21 protein-coding genes are annotated in these 19,025 nt (G+C 71.0%); 6 read left to right on the forward strand and 15 right to left on the reverse strand.

Features of this window, described 5'->3' with window-relative positions; all coding sequences use genetic code 11:
• Positions 1–13: 13 nt before the first annotated feature.
• From QFZ64_RS03675 to QFZ64_RS03710, 8 genes are all read right to left on the reverse strand, one after another.
• Positions 14–1,189, reverse strand: coding sequence for an ATP-grasp domain-containing protein (locus tag QFZ64_RS03675; protein ID WP_307062249.1), 1,176 nt, complete (start codon positions 1,187–1,189; stop codon positions 14–16).
• 65 nt (positions 1,190–1,254) lie between these two features.
• On the reverse strand, positions 1,255–1,932 hold the full coding sequence (locus QFZ64_RS03680; protein ID WP_307062251.1) for a class I SAM-dependent methyltransferase: 678 nt from the start codon (positions 1,930–1,932) through the stop codon (positions 1,255–1,257).
• A 277-nt stretch (positions 1,933–2,209) separates the two neighbouring features.
• Entirely contained in the window at positions 2,210–2,875 is a 666-nt protein-coding gene (locus QFZ64_RS03685) for a PIG-L deacetylase family protein (RefSeq protein WP_307062253.1), read from the reverse strand.
• Positions 2,872–3,846 carry an NAD(P)-dependent oxidoreductase gene (locus tag QFZ64_RS03690; protein ID WP_307062255.1) on the reverse strand — a complete coding sequence of 325 codons (975 nt, stop codon included), beginning with the start codon at positions 3,844–3,846 and terminating at the stop codon, positions 2,872–2,874. The genes QFZ64_RS03685 and QFZ64_RS03690 overlap by 4 nt, the downstream gene beginning before the upstream one ends.
• Complete coding sequence (locus QFZ64_RS03695; RefSeq protein ID WP_307062258.1) at positions 3,843–4,901, reverse strand: Gfo/Idh/MocA family protein; 1,059 nt, start codon at positions 4,899–4,901, stop codon at positions 3,843–3,845. The genes QFZ64_RS03690 and QFZ64_RS03695 overlap by 4 nt, the downstream gene beginning before the upstream one ends.
• A 70-nt stretch (positions 4,902–4,971) precedes the next feature.
• Entirely contained in the window at positions 4,972–5,718 is a 747-nt protein-coding gene (locus QFZ64_RS03700) for a GNAT family N-acetyltransferase (protein WP_307062260.1), read from the reverse strand.
• Positions 5,719–5,725: 7 nt separating this feature from the next.
• Positions 5,726–6,754, reverse strand: coding sequence for an arginine beta-hydroxylase, Fe(II)/alpha-ketoglutarate-dependent (gene vioC, locus QFZ64_RS03705; protein WP_307062261.1), 1,029 nt, complete (start codon positions 6,752–6,754; stop codon positions 5,726–5,728).
• 6 nt (positions 6,755–6,760) lie between these two features.
• Positions 6,761–7,321, reverse strand: coding sequence for a hypothetical protein (locus QFZ64_RS03710; protein WP_307062263.1), 561 nt, complete (start codon positions 7,319–7,321; stop codon positions 6,761–6,763).
• A gap of 559 nt (positions 7,322–7,880) precedes the next feature.
• On the opposite strand from QFZ64_RS03710, the gene QFZ64_RS03715 reads away from it, so the two are divergent.
• The 3 genes from QFZ64_RS03715 (at position 7,881) to QFZ64_RS03725 (ending at position 9,553) form a co-directional block, all read left to right on the forward strand.
• A complete protein-coding gene (locus QFZ64_RS03715; RefSeq protein WP_307062266.1) occupies positions 7,881–8,219 on the forward strand; it encodes a hypothetical protein in 339 nt (112 codons plus the stop codon).
• Positions 8,216–9,205 carry a macrolide 2'-phosphotransferase gene (locus tag QFZ64_RS03720; protein WP_307062268.1) on the forward strand — a complete coding sequence of 330 codons (990 nt, stop codon included), beginning with the start codon at positions 8,216–8,218 and terminating at the stop codon, positions 9,203–9,205. The genes QFZ64_RS03715 and QFZ64_RS03720 overlap by 4 nt, the downstream gene beginning before the upstream one ends.
• Before the next feature lie 87 nt (positions 9,206–9,292).
• Positions 9,293–9,553, forward strand: coding sequence for a hypothetical protein (locus QFZ64_RS03725; RefSeq protein ID WP_307062270.1), 261 nt, complete (start codon positions 9,293–9,295; stop codon positions 9,551–9,553).
• A gap of 15 nt (positions 9,554–9,568) precedes the next feature.
• Here the strand turns inward: QFZ64_RS03725 and QFZ64_RS03730 are convergent, their stop codons facing one another.
• Positions 9,569–10,366: an alpha/beta fold hydrolase gene (locus tag QFZ64_RS03730; RefSeq protein ID WP_307062273.1), complete on the reverse strand. Its 798-nt coding sequence runs from the start codon at positions 10,364–10,366 to the stop codon at positions 9,569–9,571.
• Between the two features lie 249 nt (positions 10,367–10,615).
• On the opposite strand from QFZ64_RS03730, the gene QFZ64_RS03735 reads away from it, so the two are divergent.
• The gene (locus QFZ64_RS03735) at positions 10,616–10,975 is read left to right on the forward strand and encodes a response regulator transcription factor (protein ID WP_307071555.1); all 360 of its coding nucleotides are present in this window, start codon (positions 10,616–10,618) and stop codon (positions 10,973–10,975) included.
• A gap of 62 nt (positions 10,976–11,037) precedes the next feature.
• Positions 11,038–11,214, forward strand: coding sequence for a hypothetical protein (locus QFZ64_RS03740; RefSeq protein ID WP_307062275.1), 177 nt, complete (start codon positions 11,038–11,040; stop codon positions 11,212–11,214).
• A 551-nt stretch (positions 11,215–11,765) separates the two neighbouring features.
• On the opposite strand, the gene QFZ64_RS03745 is transcribed toward QFZ64_RS03740, so the two are convergent.
• The 4 genes from QFZ64_RS03745 to QFZ64_RS03760 all read right to left on the reverse strand — a co-directional run bounded on the left by QFZ64_RS03745 (position 11,766) and on the right by QFZ64_RS03760 (position 13,831).
• Positions 11,766–11,933 carry a hypothetical protein gene (locus QFZ64_RS03745; RefSeq protein WP_307062277.1) on the reverse strand — a complete coding sequence of 56 codons (168 nt, stop codon included), beginning with the start codon at positions 11,931–11,933 and terminating at the stop codon, positions 11,766–11,768.
• Between the two features lie 181 nt (positions 11,934–12,114).
• Positions 12,115–13,224, reverse strand: a complete 1,110-nt coding sequence (locus QFZ64_RS03750) for an amidohydrolase family protein (protein ID WP_307062279.1) — start codon at positions 13,222–13,224, stop codon at positions 12,115–12,117.
• A gap of 62 nt (positions 13,225–13,286) precedes the next feature.
• Entirely contained in the window at positions 13,287–13,550 is a 264-nt protein-coding gene (locus QFZ64_RS03755) for a hypothetical protein (RefSeq protein ID WP_307062281.1), read from the reverse strand.
• Positions 13,551–13,615: 65 nt separating this feature from the next.
• Positions 13,616–13,831 carry a hypothetical protein gene (locus QFZ64_RS03760; protein WP_307062283.1) on the reverse strand — a complete coding sequence of 72 codons (216 nt, stop codon included), beginning with the start codon at positions 13,829–13,831 and terminating at the stop codon, positions 13,616–13,618.
• A gap of 582 nt (positions 13,832–14,413) precedes the next feature.
• Here QFZ64_RS03760 and QFZ64_RS03765 point away from each other — a divergent pair.
• Positions 14,414–16,564 (forward strand): MMPL family transporter, encoded by a 2,151-nt coding sequence (locus QFZ64_RS03765; protein ID WP_307062285.1) that lies wholly within the window; start codon positions 14,414–14,416, stop codon positions 16,562–16,564.
• A 200-nt stretch (positions 16,565–16,764) separates the two neighbouring features.
• Here the strand turns inward: QFZ64_RS03765 and QFZ64_RS03770 are convergent, their stop codons facing one another.
• Together QFZ64_RS03770 and QFZ64_RS03775 are read right to left on the reverse strand one after the other, a co-directional pair.
• Positions 16,765–18,216: a HAMP domain-containing sensor histidine kinase gene (locus tag QFZ64_RS03770; RefSeq protein ID WP_307062287.1), complete on the reverse strand. Its 1,452-nt coding sequence runs from the start codon at positions 18,214–18,216 to the stop codon at positions 16,765–16,767.
• Positions 18,213–18,905, reverse strand: coding sequence for a response regulator transcription factor (locus QFZ64_RS03775; protein ID WP_307062289.1), 693 nt, complete (start codon positions 18,903–18,905; stop codon positions 18,213–18,215). The genes QFZ64_RS03770 and QFZ64_RS03775 overlap by 4 nt, the downstream gene beginning before the upstream one ends.
• Positions 18,906–19,025 lie beyond the last annotated feature (120 nt).

A 19,025-nucleotide genomic window follows, 5' to 3' on the forward strand; every position in this document is an offset into this window, starting at 1 on the left:
GGATGGAGCGCGGTCAGGGTGCGAGGGCGGCGGACCGGTCGGTGAGGCGCAGAGGGAGGCGGGACAGCACCCGGGTGGCGAGGGCTTCGGCGGCGGCGGTGTCCGGGCCGCTGGTGATCGCCCCGGCCAGCACCTCGTCGCCGCCGCGGTAGGGCGGCAGCACGGTGCCGGGGGCGAGGTCCAGGCCCCAGAAGACGTCGTGGACGCCTGGGGTGCGGGCGAGTTCGGTCAGGTCACCGACCCATTCCACGGTGCCGCCGTCGGCGGGCAGATAACGCTGGACCACCGCCCGGTCGCGGGTGGGGCGCAGTTCCTCCTCGGCGAGCGGGCGGCCCAGGGCGAGGCGGACGGCGTTGGGCAGCGGGTCGACGCCGGTGGCGAGCGGCATGATCTCGGTGGCGATGCGGGCGCCGGTCAGCCTGCAGGTGATCTCCAGCAGGTAGACCCGCCCGTCGGGGGTGCGCAGGATGTCGGTGTTGACGGCGGCGGTGCTCAGCCCGAGCGCGTCGACGCCCTGTTGGACCGTGCGCACCACCTCGGCGCGCTGCGCCTCGTCCAGGACGGAGGGCAGGGTGTCGCCGCCCTCGAAGAAGTGCGGGAAGAAGCGCTCCTTCTCGCCGTACTCGCGGTCGGCGAACCCGGTGACCCGCAGCCGGCCCTCGACGGCGAACCCGGCCACGGTGTGCTCGGTGCCGGTCAGGTACTCCTCCACGACGACCCGTCCGGTCGGGCTCAGGGCGAGGGCCCGCTCGACGGGTTCCCGTGCGGTGCCGCGGTCGTCCAGCTTGGCGACGCCGAGGGAACCGGTGCGGTCGCTGGGTTTGACGACGGCGGGCAGTCCGATCCTGTCCAGCGCGGCGAGGGCCGCGTCGGCGGTGGCGGCGACGGCGAACCGGGGCACGGGCAGTCCGGCCCGTTCCAGGGCGGCGATCCGGCGGTCCTTCAAGGTGCACAGGTCCGCCACCTCGACGGGCACGCCGGGGCATCCCAGTTCGGCGGCCAGCCGGGCCACCACCGGTGGATTGTCGTATCCGAGGGTCAGGACGCCGGATATTCTTCCCGGCCGCTCCGCGCGAATCGCCGACAGAACACCGGAGAAATCGTCGGGGTCGGCCTCCAGACATATATCAGCGTTTCCCTCGACGCGCGTGGTGATCCGATCCGTGACGACGACGATGCGCGTTCCCATTTCCTTCACACGGGCGAGCGACCTGTCCATTCCGGAGCCGATCCCGCATATCAGGAGAGTTTCGGTCACCTGGCCACGTACCAGACGCGCCGGGTGTCCTCGCGCAGCGGCTCACGGTCGAGCCCGGCGTACGTGTCCACGCTGGTGAAGCCGGCCGCGAGCAGGGCACCGGTGACCGCTTCCGGGTCGTGGCCGCGCTGCGGATGGGTCTCGTGGACGCGGCGCCAGCCGCCCTCGGGAGTCCGGCGCACGACGGTGACCGTGGTGTCCACGCGGCCGGTCGCGGCGTCGTAAGGATTCTCCCAGACCTCCAGGATGTCCTCGGTGTTCTGCTCCACGAACACCTTCCCGGCCCAGGCCCGTTCGACGAACCAGGCGGGGTGCGCGTCGAGCACGGCGAGGCCGCCGTCCTCGGTGGCGGCCCGCAGTGTGCGGGCGGCGAGCTCCAGGTCGCCCGCCCCGACCAGGTAGTTGACGGTGTTGTAGGTGCAGGTGACCACGGAGTGGCGCCGGTCACCGCGGTAGTCGCGCAAGTCACCGCGGATCAGGTCGACGGCCACTCCGGCCTTACGGGCGGCCGTGTCGGCGTGCCGCAGCATGTCGGCCGACTGGTCGACGCCGGTCAGCCGGCCGAAGGAGCCGGCCAGCGCGATCAGCAGCGTTCCCGTACCGCAGCCCAGGTCGAGCAGCGACCCGCTGCCCGCACGGTAATGGGAGATGAGGTGGGGGAGCTTTTTCGACACGTCCTCCGTGAAATCAAGGTAGGGCGCTTCCGCGTAGACATCGGCATACTCACCGAAGAAACCTGTGCCTGCTTCATGCTGCGTCACGACTGCCCCATTCAGTAGACTCCGTTTTCCATGCCTGACACTTCCAGGCGTGTCATTTCCCTTTCCCTCGGCCAGTCCCGCCATGAGGCGCTGGGCGTCATCGACGGGCATCGCGGACGTATCCCGGTCGGGCCCGGCCGCCCGGCGGGACCGGTCCGGGGGCCGCACGGTCGCCCCCGGACCAGCCGGTTCAGGGCCGGGTGCCGGCCATCCGGATCACCTCAAAGGCCTCGCTGTGGCCGTGCCCCGAGCTGATGACGGCCCGGTAGGACGCCAGTCCACGCACCGCCTCGTCCCAGGCGGCGTGCCTCAGCTGGGACCGGTAACAGCGCATGGCCTCGACCTTCAGCTTGATCTGGTGGGTGATGTCCTCGGTGTACTGGGCCTCGCCGAGCGGGGCCCACACCTCGTAGCCGAGTACCAGGGACGGCGGCGGCGTGGGCGGCCCGGCCTCCTCGAAGAAGTCGGACTCCGCCATCCACAGCGACTCCAGCCCGAGCCGGTGCACGGCCCGGTGCTCCATGTCGCCGTCGTCGCGGTGCGGCACGTACACCCGGTCGGGGCAGACCTCGCGCAGCACCCGGACGATGGCGAGGTGCAGCTGCCGGTCGGCGGCGAAGTCACGGGACGGCGCGTCCAGCGTGATGCACCGCTTGACGCCGAGCACCCGGCAGGCCTCGGTGGTCTCCGCCGCGAACTCCTCGTCGGTGACCTCGCGGTCGGCGAGCCCGCGTTCGCGGCGGATCACGATGACCACGGTGACCTCCGCGCCGGACTGGGCGAGCTTGGCGATGGAGCCACCGCACCCGATGACCTCGTCGTCCGGGTGCGGGGCGATCACCAGGACCCGGGTCACCGGCCGACTCCGTCCCGTGCCCCGTACCCGGCCCAGCGCGCCCACTCCGCGGTGCGCTTCATGCCCTCGTCCAGGGTGGTCAGGGGCACGGTCAGGAGGCGCGCGGCGAGCGCGGCGTCCATGCGGGCGGGGCTGGCGTAGAGCGCCTGCTCCCAGTCCGGCACGGCGCCGCCGGCGGGGGTGCCGGCCGGCGCGGGCAGACCGCGGATGCCGCGCAGCCGGTCGAAGAACTCGCCCCAACCGGGCTCGTCGGGCCCGCCCACGAGGAACTCGCGCCCCGCTACGCCGGGTTCGGCGAGCGCGGCCAGCACGGCGTCCACGACGTCGTCCACGTACACCGCGTTGCAGGCGCCGCCCGCACCGGTCATCGGCAGCTCTTCGAACTCTTCGGCCGGGCGGTCCAGTTGGGCGGTGGTCCACTGTCCGCCCCAGGGGCCGTAGACCACGCCGGGCTGGAGGACGACGGTCTCGGGTCCGTCGCCGTGCGCGGCGAGCACCAGCCGTTCGGCGGCGGCCTTCTGCTGCTCGTACTCGCGGTCGTCGGCGTCCTCACCGAGCGGCGGAGCGGACTCGTCGAAGCGCGTCAGGCCGGAGGTGTCGTACACATCGACGGTGCTGAGGTGCACCAGCCGCTCCACGCCCGCGAGTTTGGCCGCGGCGAGCAGGTTCGCGGTCCCCTCGACGGTGGTGCGCCAGCGGTCCTCGACCTCGCCCTGCGACCCGAACGCGCAGTGCACGACCAGGTCACAACCGTGCAGGGCCTTGCGCAGGCTCTGTGGGGCGTCCAGGTCGACGACGTGGAAGGTGAGCCGCTCCTGCGGCAGCACGGAGAGCCGGGCGGCCCGGCCATAGCCGCGCACCAGGGCCCGGACCTCGGCCCCGGTGTCCAGCACCAGCCGCTCCACCACGCGTCCGCCGATGAATCCGCTGGCGCCGGTGACCGCGACGCGCCTGCCCGCGAAGTCGTTCATACCGCGCTCCTCGAAGTCGTTCCGGTCAGCCAGGGCTGGGCCAGCGGACGTCGCGCGGGCCCCGTGTAACACTGCTCGATCAGCCGGGCGACCCGCAGGCCGTCCTCAGCGGTGGCGTGCGGCGCCACGTCCGCGCCGGAGCACACCTCGGCGAAGTTGCGCAACTGCTCGACGAAGAGGTCGTCCCACTCGTCCTGGGCGGGCGGCACGGCGCTCACGTCGCCGCGGTGCAGTTCCTCGCCGGAGGTGGTGATCAGGGTGCACTCGCCGGCCGGGAAGTCGGTGCCGACACTCACCTCGGCGGCGGTGCCGGTCACGACACAGCTGATGCCGAGGGCGCGGACCCGGCTGAGCTCCAGCACGGTCTCCACTCCCCCGATGCGCAGGGTGGCGACGGCGTCGGCCTCCACCCCGCCGAGGTTGTCGTCGACGTAGTCGACCACCTCGACGTCCGGGCCGAGCCACCACAACAGGATGTCGAAGACGTGGGAGGCCGTGTCGGTGAGGACGCCGCCGCCCGCGAGACCGCGGTCGAACATCGACCAGGAGACGGGCTCCCAGCTGTAGGGGTGACCCTCGGTCCAGCGGACCCGGGTGACGGTGCCCAGGTCGCCGTCCCGGATGAGCCTGCGCACCCAGTCGTTGGCGGGGAACAGCCGCCGGGGGTGGGCCATCAGCAGGCGGGTGCCCGGGGCGGCGGCCGCGGCGGCGGCGAGGGCCTCGGCGTCCGCGGCGGAGGTCGCCATCGGCTTCTCCAGCAGCACGTGCTTGCCACGGGCGAGCAGGTCGCCGGCGACCGCGGCGTGCGCGGTGTGCGGTACGGCGACCACGGCGGCGTCGAAGGCGTCGGCGCACTCCTGCACCGAACGGGCGATCAGCACGTCCTCGGCGCTGCCGCCCTGGTCCGTGTACCACTCGAGGGCGGCACGGGCTTGCTCGGGGTCCGGGTCGATCAGGGCGGTGAGCCGGATCTGCGGGACGTTCGGCAGCGCGGTCAGGTGGCAGGACCGGGCGGCGGCTCCGCAGCCGACGACGGCCAGTCGCAGCGGTGGCATGGGACTCCTCGGATGTGGTCGTTGCGCGGGTGTGGTCGTTCCTCGGGTGTGGTCGTGGGGGTACGGCGGATCAGGTGGCCGGGTGGAACACCCAGAAGTTGGGCTCCGCGTAGACGCCGTCGCCGTCCGCGGAGACCTCCAGCGGGGCGAGGGCACCCGGTACGAGGTGACGGGCCGGGCCGGGCAGCGGGTGGCCGGCCACCTCCTCCCAGCGGGCGGCGGGCTGGCTGATCACCAGCGAGCGGTCGCAGGGGGCGAGCAGTTCGGCACCCAGTGCGGCGTGGGTGGCCAGCCAGGGGTCGAACGGTGTGCCGTCCGGCCGCCGCCAGCGGGCGTAGTCGGCCATGGGGACGAGCGGGTAGCGGGCCTTGCGGGTGGGGCGGACCGGGATGACGACGCCGCGCAGACCCGCGGCCCGCGCCTCGTCCCTGGCCCGGGTCAGCAGCTGCTCGGCGAGACCGCTGCCGCGCAGCCCGGCGCAGACGCTCACCGAGAGCATGCACAGCACGTCCGGGCGGGCGGCGGGTCCGTCGAACGCGGAGACCAGCACGTCGTCGGCGCCCCCGGGGAGCCCGTCGACCGTGCCGTCCCAGGGGACCGGCAGGCCGTTGGCGGCGGCCACCAGCCGGCCCGCCTCGTCCAGGACGCAGACCTGGTGCGCGGAGTAGGTGTCGTAGAGCCGGTGCCAGCGCCAGTTGCCGGGCGACTCCCAGCTCATGAACGGGGGCATGTTCCCGGTGATCAGCCGATCGACGGCCGACTCCAGCTCCGGTGCCCGATCAAGACTGGTGACGGTGAGGGCCGACAGGTCCGCCATGGCCGCCTCAGCCGATCAGCCGGTTGCCGGCGCTCGCCCGCATGGCGCGGGAGCGGCGCAGGTCATGGGTGACATTGATGCGCTTGAGCCAACGGTCGGTGCCGTCGTAGCGGGCGGTGAAGGGGACTCGGCCGTGGACCGCGCGGTGGTTGTTGACGACCAGGCAGTCGCCCTGCTCCAGGGCGACCTCGCGCAGCCGGGAGTCGATGACCGCGATCAGGTTGCCGAGGGCGCGGCGGGCTTCCGGATCGTCCTCCGGGACCTCCATGAAGAACGGGTCCAGCCGCAGGTACGGCTCCTGGCGCGGGCCGAACAGCACGGCCACCGGGCGGCGTTCGTCGATCAGCCGCTCGATGGTGGCGAACCGCTCGGAGTCGCCGTCGGCGCGGGAGGAGTTGTTCTTGGGCAGGTGCGACTCGTCGGGGGCGATGTGGAAACGCTCCTCGAACAGCACCTCCAGGTCGTCCTCGGAGAGCGAACCGCCGGCGTACGAGCCCACGGTGGTGGCGACCTTGTCGGGGTTGCGCAGGGAGGCCAGCACCAGGTAGTCGCCGCGGTGCGGGTGGAAGGCGTCCTCGGTGTGCCAGGTCAGCAGCTCCTTGCTGCCGAGGCCGAGCTGGTCGTTCTCGTGGCTGCGGACCGGGAAGATGTCGTGCACCAGCCGACCGTCCTGCTGGGTGGTCCAGCCGAAGGGCTCGCCGAGCAGGCCCGCGTACAGCAGGACGAGTATCTCCTCGGGGAACTCACGGTTGGGCCGGGGGCGCCCGCGCCAGTGCTCCGGGGTGGGGCCGATGCGGTCCTGGTCGAAGAGGTGCCCGCTGACCACGCAGTAGCCGGTGGGTTCGTCTATGGCGAAGGTGCGCAGGAAGCGCTGGGTGCGTACCGGGAGGTCCGCGGCGAGACGGGGGAGGTCGAGCAGGAGGGCAGGGTCGTGGTCGCCGGTGTAACGCCCCGCGGCACCGATCGTGAGCTCGGCCGTCCGCTGCGCCTCATCCGGGGTCAGCATCAGGACGTGCTCCTCGGAGAGTGTGTCCATGGCAGTTCAGTCCTTACGTGAGGCTGGTGGGAATGGTTGCGGCTTCGGGCGGGGGCGGGCCTGCGCCGCGGAGAGCCACTGGGCGAGCCGGCGGGGTGTCGGACGATCGGAGATGGCCCTGGCGCGCAGTCCGACGGGTCCGGGGGAAGTCGGCGCGGAGTTCGGCGACGGGCGCATCGCGGAGATGAACCGCCGGCGCCGCAGCACGGCGTCGCACTGCTCCGGCTGCCCGCCCCGGTGCTCCGGCGGCGACGTCACCGTCCGGGAGACCGAGCGCGGCATCCGAGGCGGTGGCCTCAGGCCCCTCGGCGGTCCCGGGGCCGTGCGGGTCTGCACGGCGGTGGTCGCGACCGCCTCACGCGGGGCGGTCCCCCGGGCGGTGGTCCTGGCCGGGACGGTCGGAAAGGCCTCGGTGAGGGCGTGGCGGTCCACACTGCCGTGATCGTCCTTCGGCAGCGCGCCGGTCCGGAACAGTTGCCGGGGCGTTGCCCGGCCGCGCGGTTCGGCGGCGATCCCGGCGAGCCGCCGGGCGCACCGCGCCGCGGTGACCGGCAGCACGACGTCCATGGATACCGGAGGTTCCGCATGACGTGACGTGTTGAATGCGATCCGAGCCTGCGACACGAAGAGAACCTCATCAAATAAGGGCTCGTAAAAGTCGGTGAACGGCGGGTCCGGGGCGCCCGCAGAATGCCCCGACTCGACAGGTTGGAAATCGGCGCCGACTGCTGCTATTAGACCAACAGACACATGATGGTCACAAGTAACGTATGTACGTGACAGGGCCCGTCCGGCCACCGGCACTCCATTGCCGGGACAGCATTCACGCAGGCAGTGACGGCGCCCGGACCATCCGGCCGGGCGACCGGCACCGTCGGAGGACCGCCCGGGCGCTCTCGGACGACCACTTTCGCAGCCCCCACGACGGCCCACTGGTGATCCGCGGAGTTCCCGTGGCACCATTACCGCCATGCGCCCAAGAATTCCAGCCGCCAATATTTTACGGCTGGGTGATTTCCGTCAGATCCTTTCGGCGGGAAGCATCCGCCGATTCAACACGCATATCCTGACGGACGCAGCCCGTGTCACGCCTCTGTGGTGGATTTCGCTCGCCTCCACAGCGGGCATGGCCGTCCGCCACGTCATCGACGTCACCTTCCGCCGGCCCGCCGACCCGGACCGGCTGCTGGTGTGGAGCACCCTGCCGCCGGCCGCGGTGCTCGGCGGCCTCGTCGGTCGACTTCCGGGCACCCGCACGACATGGTGGGTCGTGGGCCTCGCGACGGTCCTGTCGTTGCCGTGGATCCACCACTCGCCGCCGCGCACCGCGCGCGACATCCCCGAGGACCACGTCCTCGGCGGCTCCCCGAGCGGCATCGTGCGGCAGGAGGCGGCCGGCGCAGGCAAGAGCGCGTCCGGGCCGGGCGCCCACCCTGCGGGCGGTGACCGGACGGACTCCGCATGACGGCCGCCGACCCGCGCGAGATCCTCGCCGCCGCCCTGGAGTCGGCCGCCTCCCGCGGACTGTCGCTGCGCCCGGGGACAGCGGTCCTCAACGACACCGGCTGGGACTTCCGGGTGGTCGAGGTCGAGGACACCGAGGGCTCCGGCTGGATCCTGCGGCTGCCTCGCCGCGGCCACAGCGCCGACCGGATCGCCGTGGAGGCGGCCGTCCTCGCGGCGGTCGGGCCCGCGCTGCCGGTGGCCGTCCCCTGCTGGGAGCACGCCGACCGCGCGTTCATCGCGTACCGCAGGCTCGACGGCATCCCCGCCGGATTCGAGGACCCGGCAGGCCTGCGCTACGAGTGGCACCCCGCGGCGAGCGACGGCCGGCCCGGCACCGGGTACGTGACCTCGCTCGCGGCGACCCTCGCCGCCCTGCACCGGGTACCGGTGGAGGAAGCCGTGGACGCGGGCGTCCCACCGCGCGAACCGGGCCTGGTACGGGAGGATCTGGCCCGGACACTCACGGAGGCCCGCACGACGGTCCCGCTCCCCGAGCGCTGGTACGCACACTGGCGGGCCTGGCTGGACGACGACCGGCACTGGGCCCACCAGGCCCGGCTCACCCACGGCGACATGCACCCGGGACACACCCTCATCGGCCCCGGCTCCGATGCAGTGACCGGGATCCTGGACTGGACGAACGCCGCCTTCGACGATCCGGCGGCGGACTTCGTCGACCAGTACCTGGCAGGCGGCCACCCGTTGCTCGACCGGCTGCTGTCGGCGTACCGACGCGTCGGCGGCACTGTCCAGCCGGGCCTGCGCGAACGCGTACTGCTGCGGGCATCGTTCCGCTGGGCCCACGTGGGGCTACTGGGCGTACGGACGGGCCGTCCGGCGTTCACCGCCGTGGCCCGGGACCGGCTCGCCGCGCCGCCCTCCGAAGTCGGTCGCCCCGCCGAACCCGGCGATTCGGGCCCCCATGGCACCCCCGCCCTCCCTTGACCGCCCCGCACCGTCCCCGCTCCGCCACCGACGGCTCCCCTCCGGCCCGTTCACCGATTCCACCGGTTCGAGAAGGAGAACGAAGCGATGACTCCGCCGGACGATGTGCATGCCCGAGCCCTGAACCCGGCCCGCACCCACCTCGGCCAGGACGACCCGCTCACCACCCCGACCGCCGCGACGGGAGCTCCCGTCGCGGCGGACACCCCGCCGCCGGTCGCCGCACCGGCCGCAGGCGGCGCGGACCTACTGTGGCCGGCGCTGGCACGGCTGCCCGCGAGCGAGCGGCTGGCCCTCGCCCATCGGCTGCTGGGGTACGTACTGCACGAGTCCGGCGAACTGTCCTGACCTCCGGGAACCCGGTCAGAGCGCGCCGGTGAGAAAGTGCAGCAGCGCGCTGTTCACCTCCGCAGGCCGCTCCAGGTACCCGTAGTGCCCGCAGTCCGCGAGCTCGGCGTAACGCCCGAGGGGCAGGGCCGCGGCGACCTCGCGGCACAGCCACGGGGGCACGATCAGGTCGTGCTCGAAGCCGAGCACGAGGACTGGAACGGCCACCCGGCCGAGCGCGTCGAGCCGATTCGCCGGCTCCCTTCCCGCAGGTATCGGCACCGGGGCCGTCCCGGCCCGCTCGGCCGCCTCGAACAGGTCGAGCCAGTCGAGCAGTTCGTCCTCGCGCCGCCAGGTGGCGGGCGACAGATTGAACACGGCGCGCTGCCAGGCCGCGTAGCGCGGCGGCAGCGACACCCCTGCGGCCGCCAGCTCCCGTTCGGCGTCGGCCATCGCCCTGCCGGTCAGGTCTCCGCGGCCGCGCGTGGCCATCAGCACCGCCCCGGTCACCAGGTCGGGCCGGGCGAGCATGAGCTCCTGCACGACCTCGCCCCCGGACGAGACACCGACGGCCCGGAGTCCGGGGATGTCCAACTCCGCAAGGACGTGACACAGTTCGTCGGCGACCGCGCGCGGATCCGGCGGCGCCGACGGAACCCGGAGCGGTCTACGGTCGAAGGTGAGTACCCGGAGACCGGCCGCCCTCAGCGCGGGCACCTGATGCAAATCCCAGACCCGCCCGGAGGCTCCGCCGCCCGCCACGAGCAGCACCGGGTCCCCCTCACCCTCGTCCCGCACGTCGAAATCGGCACTCACCACCCGCACGGTGCGCACGCGCTCTCCTCCCAGTCGGTCCCGGCTCGGGCGAACGGAGCGCACCGGCCGCCTCACGCCCGCCATGCTAGGGCGGTGCGAACCGGCGGCCGACCGGCTGGATCCTGCGAGGTCGCCGCTTCGCACCGTTGTCCAGGTTTGCCCCTCCCTCCTCTTCTTGCACGACAGCTTGATGACCAGGCATCACCCCCCACAGGACCGCACACCCGGGACAGGATGTAGTCCTGGAGGGCCTGGGTATCGCTCGGGATCCCTCCTCCCGACCCGCCCACGCCCGCACCGCTCACCACCGATGCGCGGTCCGGCGATCGCGGAGACGGCCACCCGCCTCACGACCAGGAGAGCTGCAAGCGAATGGACCACGCTGCAACCGCCCCGGCCGCCCCACTGAGCCGACGGGAACGACAGGTACTGGCGCACATGGCGGACGGGCTGACGTACGACGAGATAGCCCAGCACATGGCACTCAGCCGCCACACCGTGGACACCTACATCCGCCGCATCCGGGCGAAGACCGGCGCGCGCAACCGCATGCAGTTGCTGCTGTGCGCCCTGCCCCTGATGACCGACTCGCTCAACACGGCATCCGAACTGACTCTCCAGGACTGAACAGCGCACGAAACGTGGCACACGTACGAGAATCAAAAGTACGGAAGTACAGGAGCTTAGCGATGAAGCATCTGATCCACATCCAGGGCATCCGGTTCTGTGCGGCGGTCGCCGCCCTTGTGGCGTTCGGATTGGTAGGGGCCTCCCACGACGCGGAGCACTCGCGGGCGTCGACCGTCACGGCGACCGACTGTCATCTGACGCACCTGGGCTGCGACGACACGTCCTGGGGCGGCTGAGCCCCCTGGATCGCGCACCGGCCCAGTCAGCCACGGACACTCGACCGCGGCGCGGCAGCTACGGCTGGTGGTGCACGAGTACGGCTCCCAGGGTGCGATGAGGGTTGCGGAGACCTTGGTCCGGGGCCGGCGTCCGGGGGATGGCGCCGGCCCCGGTGGCTGCGAACCAGGGCGGATTGAGCCCTGGTGGCGCGATGACAGGCACGGAACCTCCTTTCGACGGCGGCGAGCGGATCGGCACCATGATCCGCCGCCGCCCCAGGCCCCACCCCACAGGCCGGCACCCAGGACCCGCGCCGCCCTGGTGATGCTTGCCGGCATCAGATGCCGGTAGGCGAGGTACGTCTCCTCGACCGTGCGGTGCGCGTGACCCTGTCACGGCACCCGCGCCGTCCACTCCGGGTCGCTGAACTTGGTGGTGGCCAGGTGCTCGGTGAGGTGCATCGCAAGGCGGAGGGGCGTCCGCATACTGGATGTATGCGGACGTCCCGACAACGCGGCGAGGTGCCGTAGCTGTCGTCGCGCGCCCGCCGGGGATCACGGGACAGCCCTTAGCCATCGGCACCACGTTCACCGCCGTCTTCCGGCCCGCCGGACTTACGGTGCAGACGCAACGGCGCGACGACCGGATCCGCGACGAGGCATTCGAGGCGGACCACCTGCTGCACCCGATGGCGCCCGTTCGGTATGTCCTCGCGGCCCACGATGCGGTACATCACCGCGGCTCACCCCGAACGCACCGGGAAGCTTCCCCGATGAGGCGAGCGGCAGCCATCAACCGGCAGAGCCAAGATCGACGTTGCATGAGGACGGCGTGCACCGGCAGCCGCGCATCACATACTTCGGCTGTGCGCTCACCTTACAGCCATAGCCTTCTGCATTTCCGCCGACGCCGGGGCGTCACTTCCCGGACACTTTCATTCCGAACAGCTTTTCCGCATTCCGGAACGCAATTTTTTCCTTGGCTGCGCGCGGCAGATCGACTCCCCGGAACCAGTCGGTTTGGGTTTTCATATTCGCAAACGGGTAGTCGGTTGCGAACATCACTCGATCCACACTTATGTAGTCCAGCAGGAGATCGAGCAGCTCAGTCTGGGGGAATGCGCTGGTCGTGAACCAGAAATTGTCGTGGAAATACTGCTCGAACGGCTTGTCCAGGCTCTTCTCGGTCACTTCGCCCATCTTCTCCACGACGCGCTTGTAGAAGAACGGAAGACCCTCTCCCATATGGCCGATGATAATTTGCAGCTTCGGATGCCTGTCGAACACTCCCGAGGTGATCATTCGGAGGCACTGAGTAACGACTTCCTGGTGCCATCCATATGCAGAGATGCTGAGAACCTGGTCCTGGAACTCTTTCTGATATTCCGGCCGCATATTGCTGTAGTAGATTTCGAAAACCTCTTCGGGCGGCAGACCCGGATGAATGTATATCGGCACGTCAAGGGCTTCTGCGCGCGCCAGCAGGGGCTCAAAGTCGGGATGGTCGAGGAATTTCTTCCCAATGATTCCATTGGTCAGACATCCCAGGAAGCCATCCTCCCGAACTGTGCGTTCCAGTTCGTCCGCCGAGGCCTCCGGATTCTGCAGAGGCAAGGTCGCAAATGCCTTGAACCGCCCCGGATAGGTGGCCATCGGTCCATCGACGAGCAACTTGTTGAGACGATACGCAAAATCGATGCCCTTCTGACCTTCGACATTCTGCACACCAGGCGTATGTGCGGAAAGGATCTGAACGTCGAGCCCCGCCTCATCCATTGCACCGATGCGACGCGGGCCGAGCTCGGCAAGACCAGTGTCCTCGAGGAACAGCCTGTCGTTCAGCACCATCAACTCACGGGTGGAGAAGGTCTCTTCCGTGCCGATGAAGGGCAGGTCCTGGTCTCGCAGTGAAATGTCCGAAGTCTCGTTGTCGTCCGCTGCCGAGACAATGGCATGCGTGGACAAGCCGGCACCGATGCCAAGTGCCGTGGCGGCGGTCAGAAGGCTGCGGCGTCCCATGGATTTCATGTAGATCTCTCCTCAGGTGTTTGTGTGGTGCGGTATCCGTGCGGCATCCGTCTGCGTGATGCTTAAGATCGACCCTTCGTCGTCACCAGGCGCGCCCAGGTGTCCACCCGCGCCGCGTCCCCCTCTTCGACCTGGACGCCGACCACACCGGTCCCGCCGAGACATTGCCGGCCGGGACCAGAGGTCTTCGCGTCCTGCTCGCTCACCGCGGCAGCACCGCCCGGCGGCACCGCCCATACGACGGCGTGGTGCGTGAGGGCGACGTTCTCCGGTGCGAACTGGGTCCCGGTCAGGAACGCCGTCCTGGACAGGCCCGGATCGATCATCCGGCGCCGTTACCCGTCCGAGGCGCCGCCCTCCGGCGGCGCGGGCGTGCAGGCCTCGGCCATCCTCAGGTCGAGGGACCGCTCGACGCCGCGCGGCGGCTGTGGTGAGCTGACGACTCGCCCGCGTCCGCGCTGTGCGGGCCGGCCGCAGCGGGACCCGCACTGTTGTCGGCGTGCAACTCGCGGGCGACAGGGAACGCCGTCGCCGTCGCCTTGGTGGCCGCCCCGAACCTCGACCGCCCGGGCGGCGCCTTCCCTGACGGTGCTGCGTCGACTGCCATCGCCGGCCTCCTACATACGGGTTGCATCGCTCATCCGCATGCCTACTTCCTACCGAGCGAACCTGAGACGAACGTTAGAACCCGTCCTCGACCCGACGACGCCCACCGGTATGTCGCCGACCCGCTCGCCGACAGGGACGCCCGGTACGACCTGGGCGACGACCACCGGTTGTTCGGCACCCTGTGCCCGGACACGAAGACCGGCGTGGCGGTGTCGAGATCCTGCCCGGTGGGCAAGGCGCAGGCGACACAACCGTCGAGCCGGATGAGCAACGCGTCGACGTCCACCCGGCCGGTGCGGGCGGTGGCGGTGTCGACCCGTCCGCTGCACGCGGCCGTGCCGAGGCGGGCCTCCGCGCGGTCGACGAGGTTGAGCAGGGGCCCACGCCCCCCTCACCCAGCAGGTCCGCCGACCGGGTCATCGCGGTGACGACGTCCGGGTCGGGCCGCTCCAGCGCCGCCTGCGCTGAACACATGGTTCGGCCGACCGGCCTGAGCACCGCGTTAACGGTCGTCTCAGGTTCGCTCAGTACGAAGTAGGCATCCAGACAAGCGATGCAACCCGTATGCAGGAGGCTAGTGATGGCAGTTCACGCAGTGCCGTCCAGGAAAGCGCCGGTCGGCCGGTTGGCAGGCCGGTGGGTGCCGTGGTTGGTGATCGGCTTGTGGCTGGTGCTGGCGGTGATCATGGTGCCGTTGAGTGGAAAGTTGAGCTCGGTCACCACCGACAGCGCCGTGGACACCCTGCCGGCCAGTGCCGAGTCCACCAAGGTGGCGGCACTGGAGGACCGTCTCCCCGACGGTGACGAAAACACGTTCGTCTTCGTGTACCACCGCGACGGCGGCATGACCGACGCCGACCGCGCGACGGTCGAGCGCCACTACAACACCCTCGCCAAGCAGTACGCGCCGAAGGCGACGGCGGCGGCCGACAAGGACGACGAGGGCTCACCGACGAGCCTCTCCACCGACCGCAAGGCGATGATGTTCACCCTGGATGTGAGCACCTCCTACGGCGCACCGGAGGCCATCGTCGGCCCGTTGCGTGAGGCCGCGAAGGACCGCCCCGCCGGCCTGCAACTCGACGTGACCGGCCCGGCCGCGATCGACGGCGACATGGACGCCGTCTTCGACGGCATCGACGTGCAGGTCCTCCTCACCACCATCGTCGTCGTCACGCTCCTGCTCATCCTCACCTACCGCAGCCCGGTGTTGTGGATCATCCCGCTGGTGGCCGTCGGCGCGGCCGCGATGACCGCGATGGGGACCGTCTACCTGCTCGTCAAGGGCTTCGGCATCGTGGTCAACGACCAGAACTCGGCGCTGCTGACGATCCTGGTATTCGGCGTCGGCACGGACTACGCGCTGTTGCTCATCGCACGATATCGGGAGGCACTGCACCACCATGAAAACGTCCGGTTTGCGATGGTCCACGCGCTGCGCGGCGCGGCGCCGGCCATCGTCGCGTCCGCGGCCACCGTGGTCGCCGGCCTGCTCTGCCTGCTCGTCGCGGACCTGAACAGCACCAGCGGGTTGGGCCCGATCGGTGCGGCCGGCGTCCTGTGCGCGCTGGTGGCCATGCTGACGCTGTTCCCGGCAGTGCTCGTGGTGCTCGGCAGGCGGATCTTCTGGCCGGCCATCCCGCGGTTCAGCACGGCTGTGGAGGAGAAGCCGGGGCTGTGGGGACGGCTCGGTGCCGCCATCGGCCGCCGCCGGTGGGTGGCGGCGCTCGGCTCGCTCGGAGTCCTCGGCGTGCTCGCCCTCGGGCTGGCGGGCAACACGGGCGCCCTGCGGGAACAGGACCAGTTCCTGTCCGCGCCGGAGTCGGTCACCGGCTTCACCGTTCTCCGCCAGCACTTCCCGGAGCTCGGCGGCCAGCCACTGACGATCTTGACGCGGCCGGCGCACCAGGAGCAGGTGCTCGACATCGTCAAGGACACTCGTGGGGTGGCCCTGGCCATCCCGGCGCAGACCGGCGGTGGCTGGGCCAACATCTCCGTCTTCCCGAAGGACGCGCCGGACACCGCCGCGGAGTACGACACGATCAAGCGGATGCGCACCGCCGTGCACGCGGTGCGTGGGGCGGAGGCGATCGTCGGCGGGCCTAGTGCGGAGAACCTCGACACCGAGGTGACCACCGAGCGCGACGAGAAGCTGGTGATCCCGCTGGTGCTCACCGTCGTCCTGATCGTCCTCGGGCTGCTGCTGCGCGCGATGCTGGCCCCGCTGGTCCTCATGGCCACCGTGATCGTCTCATTCGCCGCCGCCTTCGGCGGCAGCGTGTTCGTCTTCGACACGATCCTCGGGTTCAGGGGTGTCGACTCTTCGGTGCCGCTGCTGGCATTCCTGTTCCTGGTGGCGCTCGGCGTCGACTACAACATCTTCCTGACCAGCCGAGCCCGGGAGGAGACCGTGCGTCTCGGCACCAGAAAGGGCATGCTCAAAGCCCTCTCGGCCACCGGTGGCGTCATCACCTCGGCAGGCCTGGTCCTGGCGGCCACGTTCGCGGTCCTCGCGACACTTCCGCTGGTGATGCTGGTCGAGGTCGGGTTCCTGGTCGCCTTCGGCGTGCTGCTCGACGCCCTGCTGGTGCGGTCGGTCCTGGTACCCGCTCTCACTCTGCTGATCGGCCGGCGGATGTGGTGGCCGAGCCGGCTGTCCCGTCCAGCAACAAAGCTGCCGGACGGTCAACAGTCGCTCGCCGACGAGGAGGAGCCCGCGCTGCAACGGTGAGCGCGGCGGCACGGACGAGATCCGGGACGGGCCCCAGGCCCGTCCCGGATTTTTTCATGGGCCCGATGGGCCACCGCCCTTCGGTCCTGCGCCACACGCCGGGGCCCGGGGTCGGTGCACCGCGGCGTCCTGCCCCGGCGGTGAGCCGCGCGGGGCCATGCCCGAGGGCCGCCGTCCGTCGTGCTGTGCCGCCGGGCGGGTCAGCCCGCCGCGGTGTCCTCCCCGGCGGTGAGCCGCGCGATCGGGGCGGGCGGGGCCGCGGCCGGAAGGTCGATCCGAAGCAGCGCGCCACCGCGTGCGGAGCGGGCGACGGTGGCCCGGCCGCCGTGGGCGTCGACGACCCGCTGCACGATCGACAGCCCCAGACCGGATCCCGGCAACGCCCGGGCGCTGTCGGCACGGTAGAACCGGTCGAACACCCGCGGTACGTCGGCGGCGTCGATGCCCGGCCCGGCATCGTCGACCTCGAGCACCACCGACGCGTCCTCGGCACGGAGCCGGACCTGGACCGGCTGGTCCGCGGGGGACCACTTGCCGGCGTTGTCGACGAGGTTGAGCACCGCCCGCTCGAGCGCGGCGGGACGCCCGCTCACCCACACGGAGGTCACATCGAGCGCGACCTCGACCTCGGGCGCGCGGGAACGCGCCCGGGTCACGGCGGCCGCCACCACGTCGGCGAGGTCGAGCAGCTCGGTGCTCTCGTCACTGACGTCACCGCGCGCCAGGTCGGTCAGCTCGGCTGCTAGGGTGCTCAACTCGGCCACCTGGGCGCCAAGATCGTTGAGCAGCCGAGTCCGGCTCGCCGCCGGCAGTGCGCTGTCCAGGGTGCCGCGCCGATCGAGCCGGATCAGCAGCTCGACGTTGAGGCGCAGGCTGGTGAGCGGGGTCTTGAGCTCGTGGGCGGCGTCCTCGGCGAGCAGCCGCTGAGCCCGCCGGGAGTCCCGGAGCGCGGCGAGCATGTCGTTGATCGACCGGATCAGCTGCCGGATCTCCCCACCGCCCTCATCAGGGATGTCGGCGTCGAGATCCCGGGTGCGCGCGACACGTACCGCGACGGCGGTCAGCCGGTCGATCGGTGCCAGCCCGGTCCGTGCCACGGTCCGTCCGACAAGGGCACCGCCGACCACGCAGAGCAGCCCGATCAGGAGCATGCCGAACCCGAACTGGTTGATCGGGCTGTCGTCGGCGACCTGGGCCACCTGGACCGCGCCGTCGCCCGCCCGCAGCGTGTAGGTGAGGTAGCCGTCCTCGTCGCTGTCCTTCGACTCCATCAGGTCGGCCGACGCGCCCTGCGCCACCCGCTCGGCGTGCTCGCTGACGGGGGGCAGCGCGGGTTGGCCGGCCGGCGTCCGGGTCGAGCCGTCGGGCAGGATGACCCGCACCAGCCGACCTGATCCGGGATACGGCGGCAGCTCGACCTGCGCCAGACCGGCACGCTGCGCGTTGGTCGCCAGGACGCGGGCGTCGGCGCGCAGCTGACTCTTGGCGCTGTCCTGCAGCTCCTGGCCCAGGAGTTGGCTGGCCACCTGGAAGGCCACGAACACGCTGACCGCGATGGCCGTCGCCGCGATCACCGTCAGCCTGGCCCGCAGGGACCGCCGGCGCCACCATCGGGTCAGCCGGCGCGGTTCCCGGCCGGCGGGCCTGCTCACGGAGGAGTCTCCCGCAGCACGTATCCCAGGCCGCGCAGCGTGTAGATCAATCGCGGCTCGCCCTCGGCCTCCATCTTGCGGCGCAGGTAGCTCACGTACACCTGGAGGTTGTTGGCGGTGGCGCTCATGTCGAAGCCCCAGATCGCCTCGAACAGCACGTCGCGGGTCAAGACCCGGGTCGCGTTGCCCATGAGGACCTGCAGGAGGGAGAACTCGGTCCGGGTCAGGCGCAGCGGCCGCCCGCCACGCCACGCCTCGAACCTGTCGGAATCGAGCCGGACGTCGGCGAACGACAGGATCTGCGACTCCCCGGCGGTCGGCGTGCGTCGGCGCAGCAGGGCCCGCACCCGGGCCAGCAACTCCTCGGTGGCGAACGGCTTGGGCAGATAGTCGTCGGCGCCCGCGTCCAGCCCCGTGACCCGGTCGGAGACCTGGTCACGGGCGGTCAGCATCAGCACCGGAAGATCCCGACCCGCGGCCCGCAACCGCCGACAGGTCTCCAACCCACCGAGGCGGGGCATCATCACGTCGAGGATCAGCAGATCCAGCGTGTCGCCCTCGGCCCCAGCGACCCCGTCGAGCACGGCGAAACCGTTGGCGACGGTGCTGGTGTCGTAACCCTCGACCTGGAGCACCCGCTCCAGCGACTCACGGATGGCCGCTTCATCATCCGCGATCATGATCCGCACGCCGGTCCCGCCCCCTTCCAGTCGATGTTTTTGCCGCTCAGTGTCCCCGATCAACCTGAGGCCAGTATTAGAGCGTCGCTGGGGAGGGCCCGCGCTTTGCTGCGCGACTGGGCCCGCGAC

This window comes from Streptomyces sp. B3I8 (genome assembly GCF_030816915.1).
Taxonomy (GTDB): Bacteria; Actinomycetota; Actinomycetes; order Streptomycetales; family Streptomycetaceae; genus Streptomyces.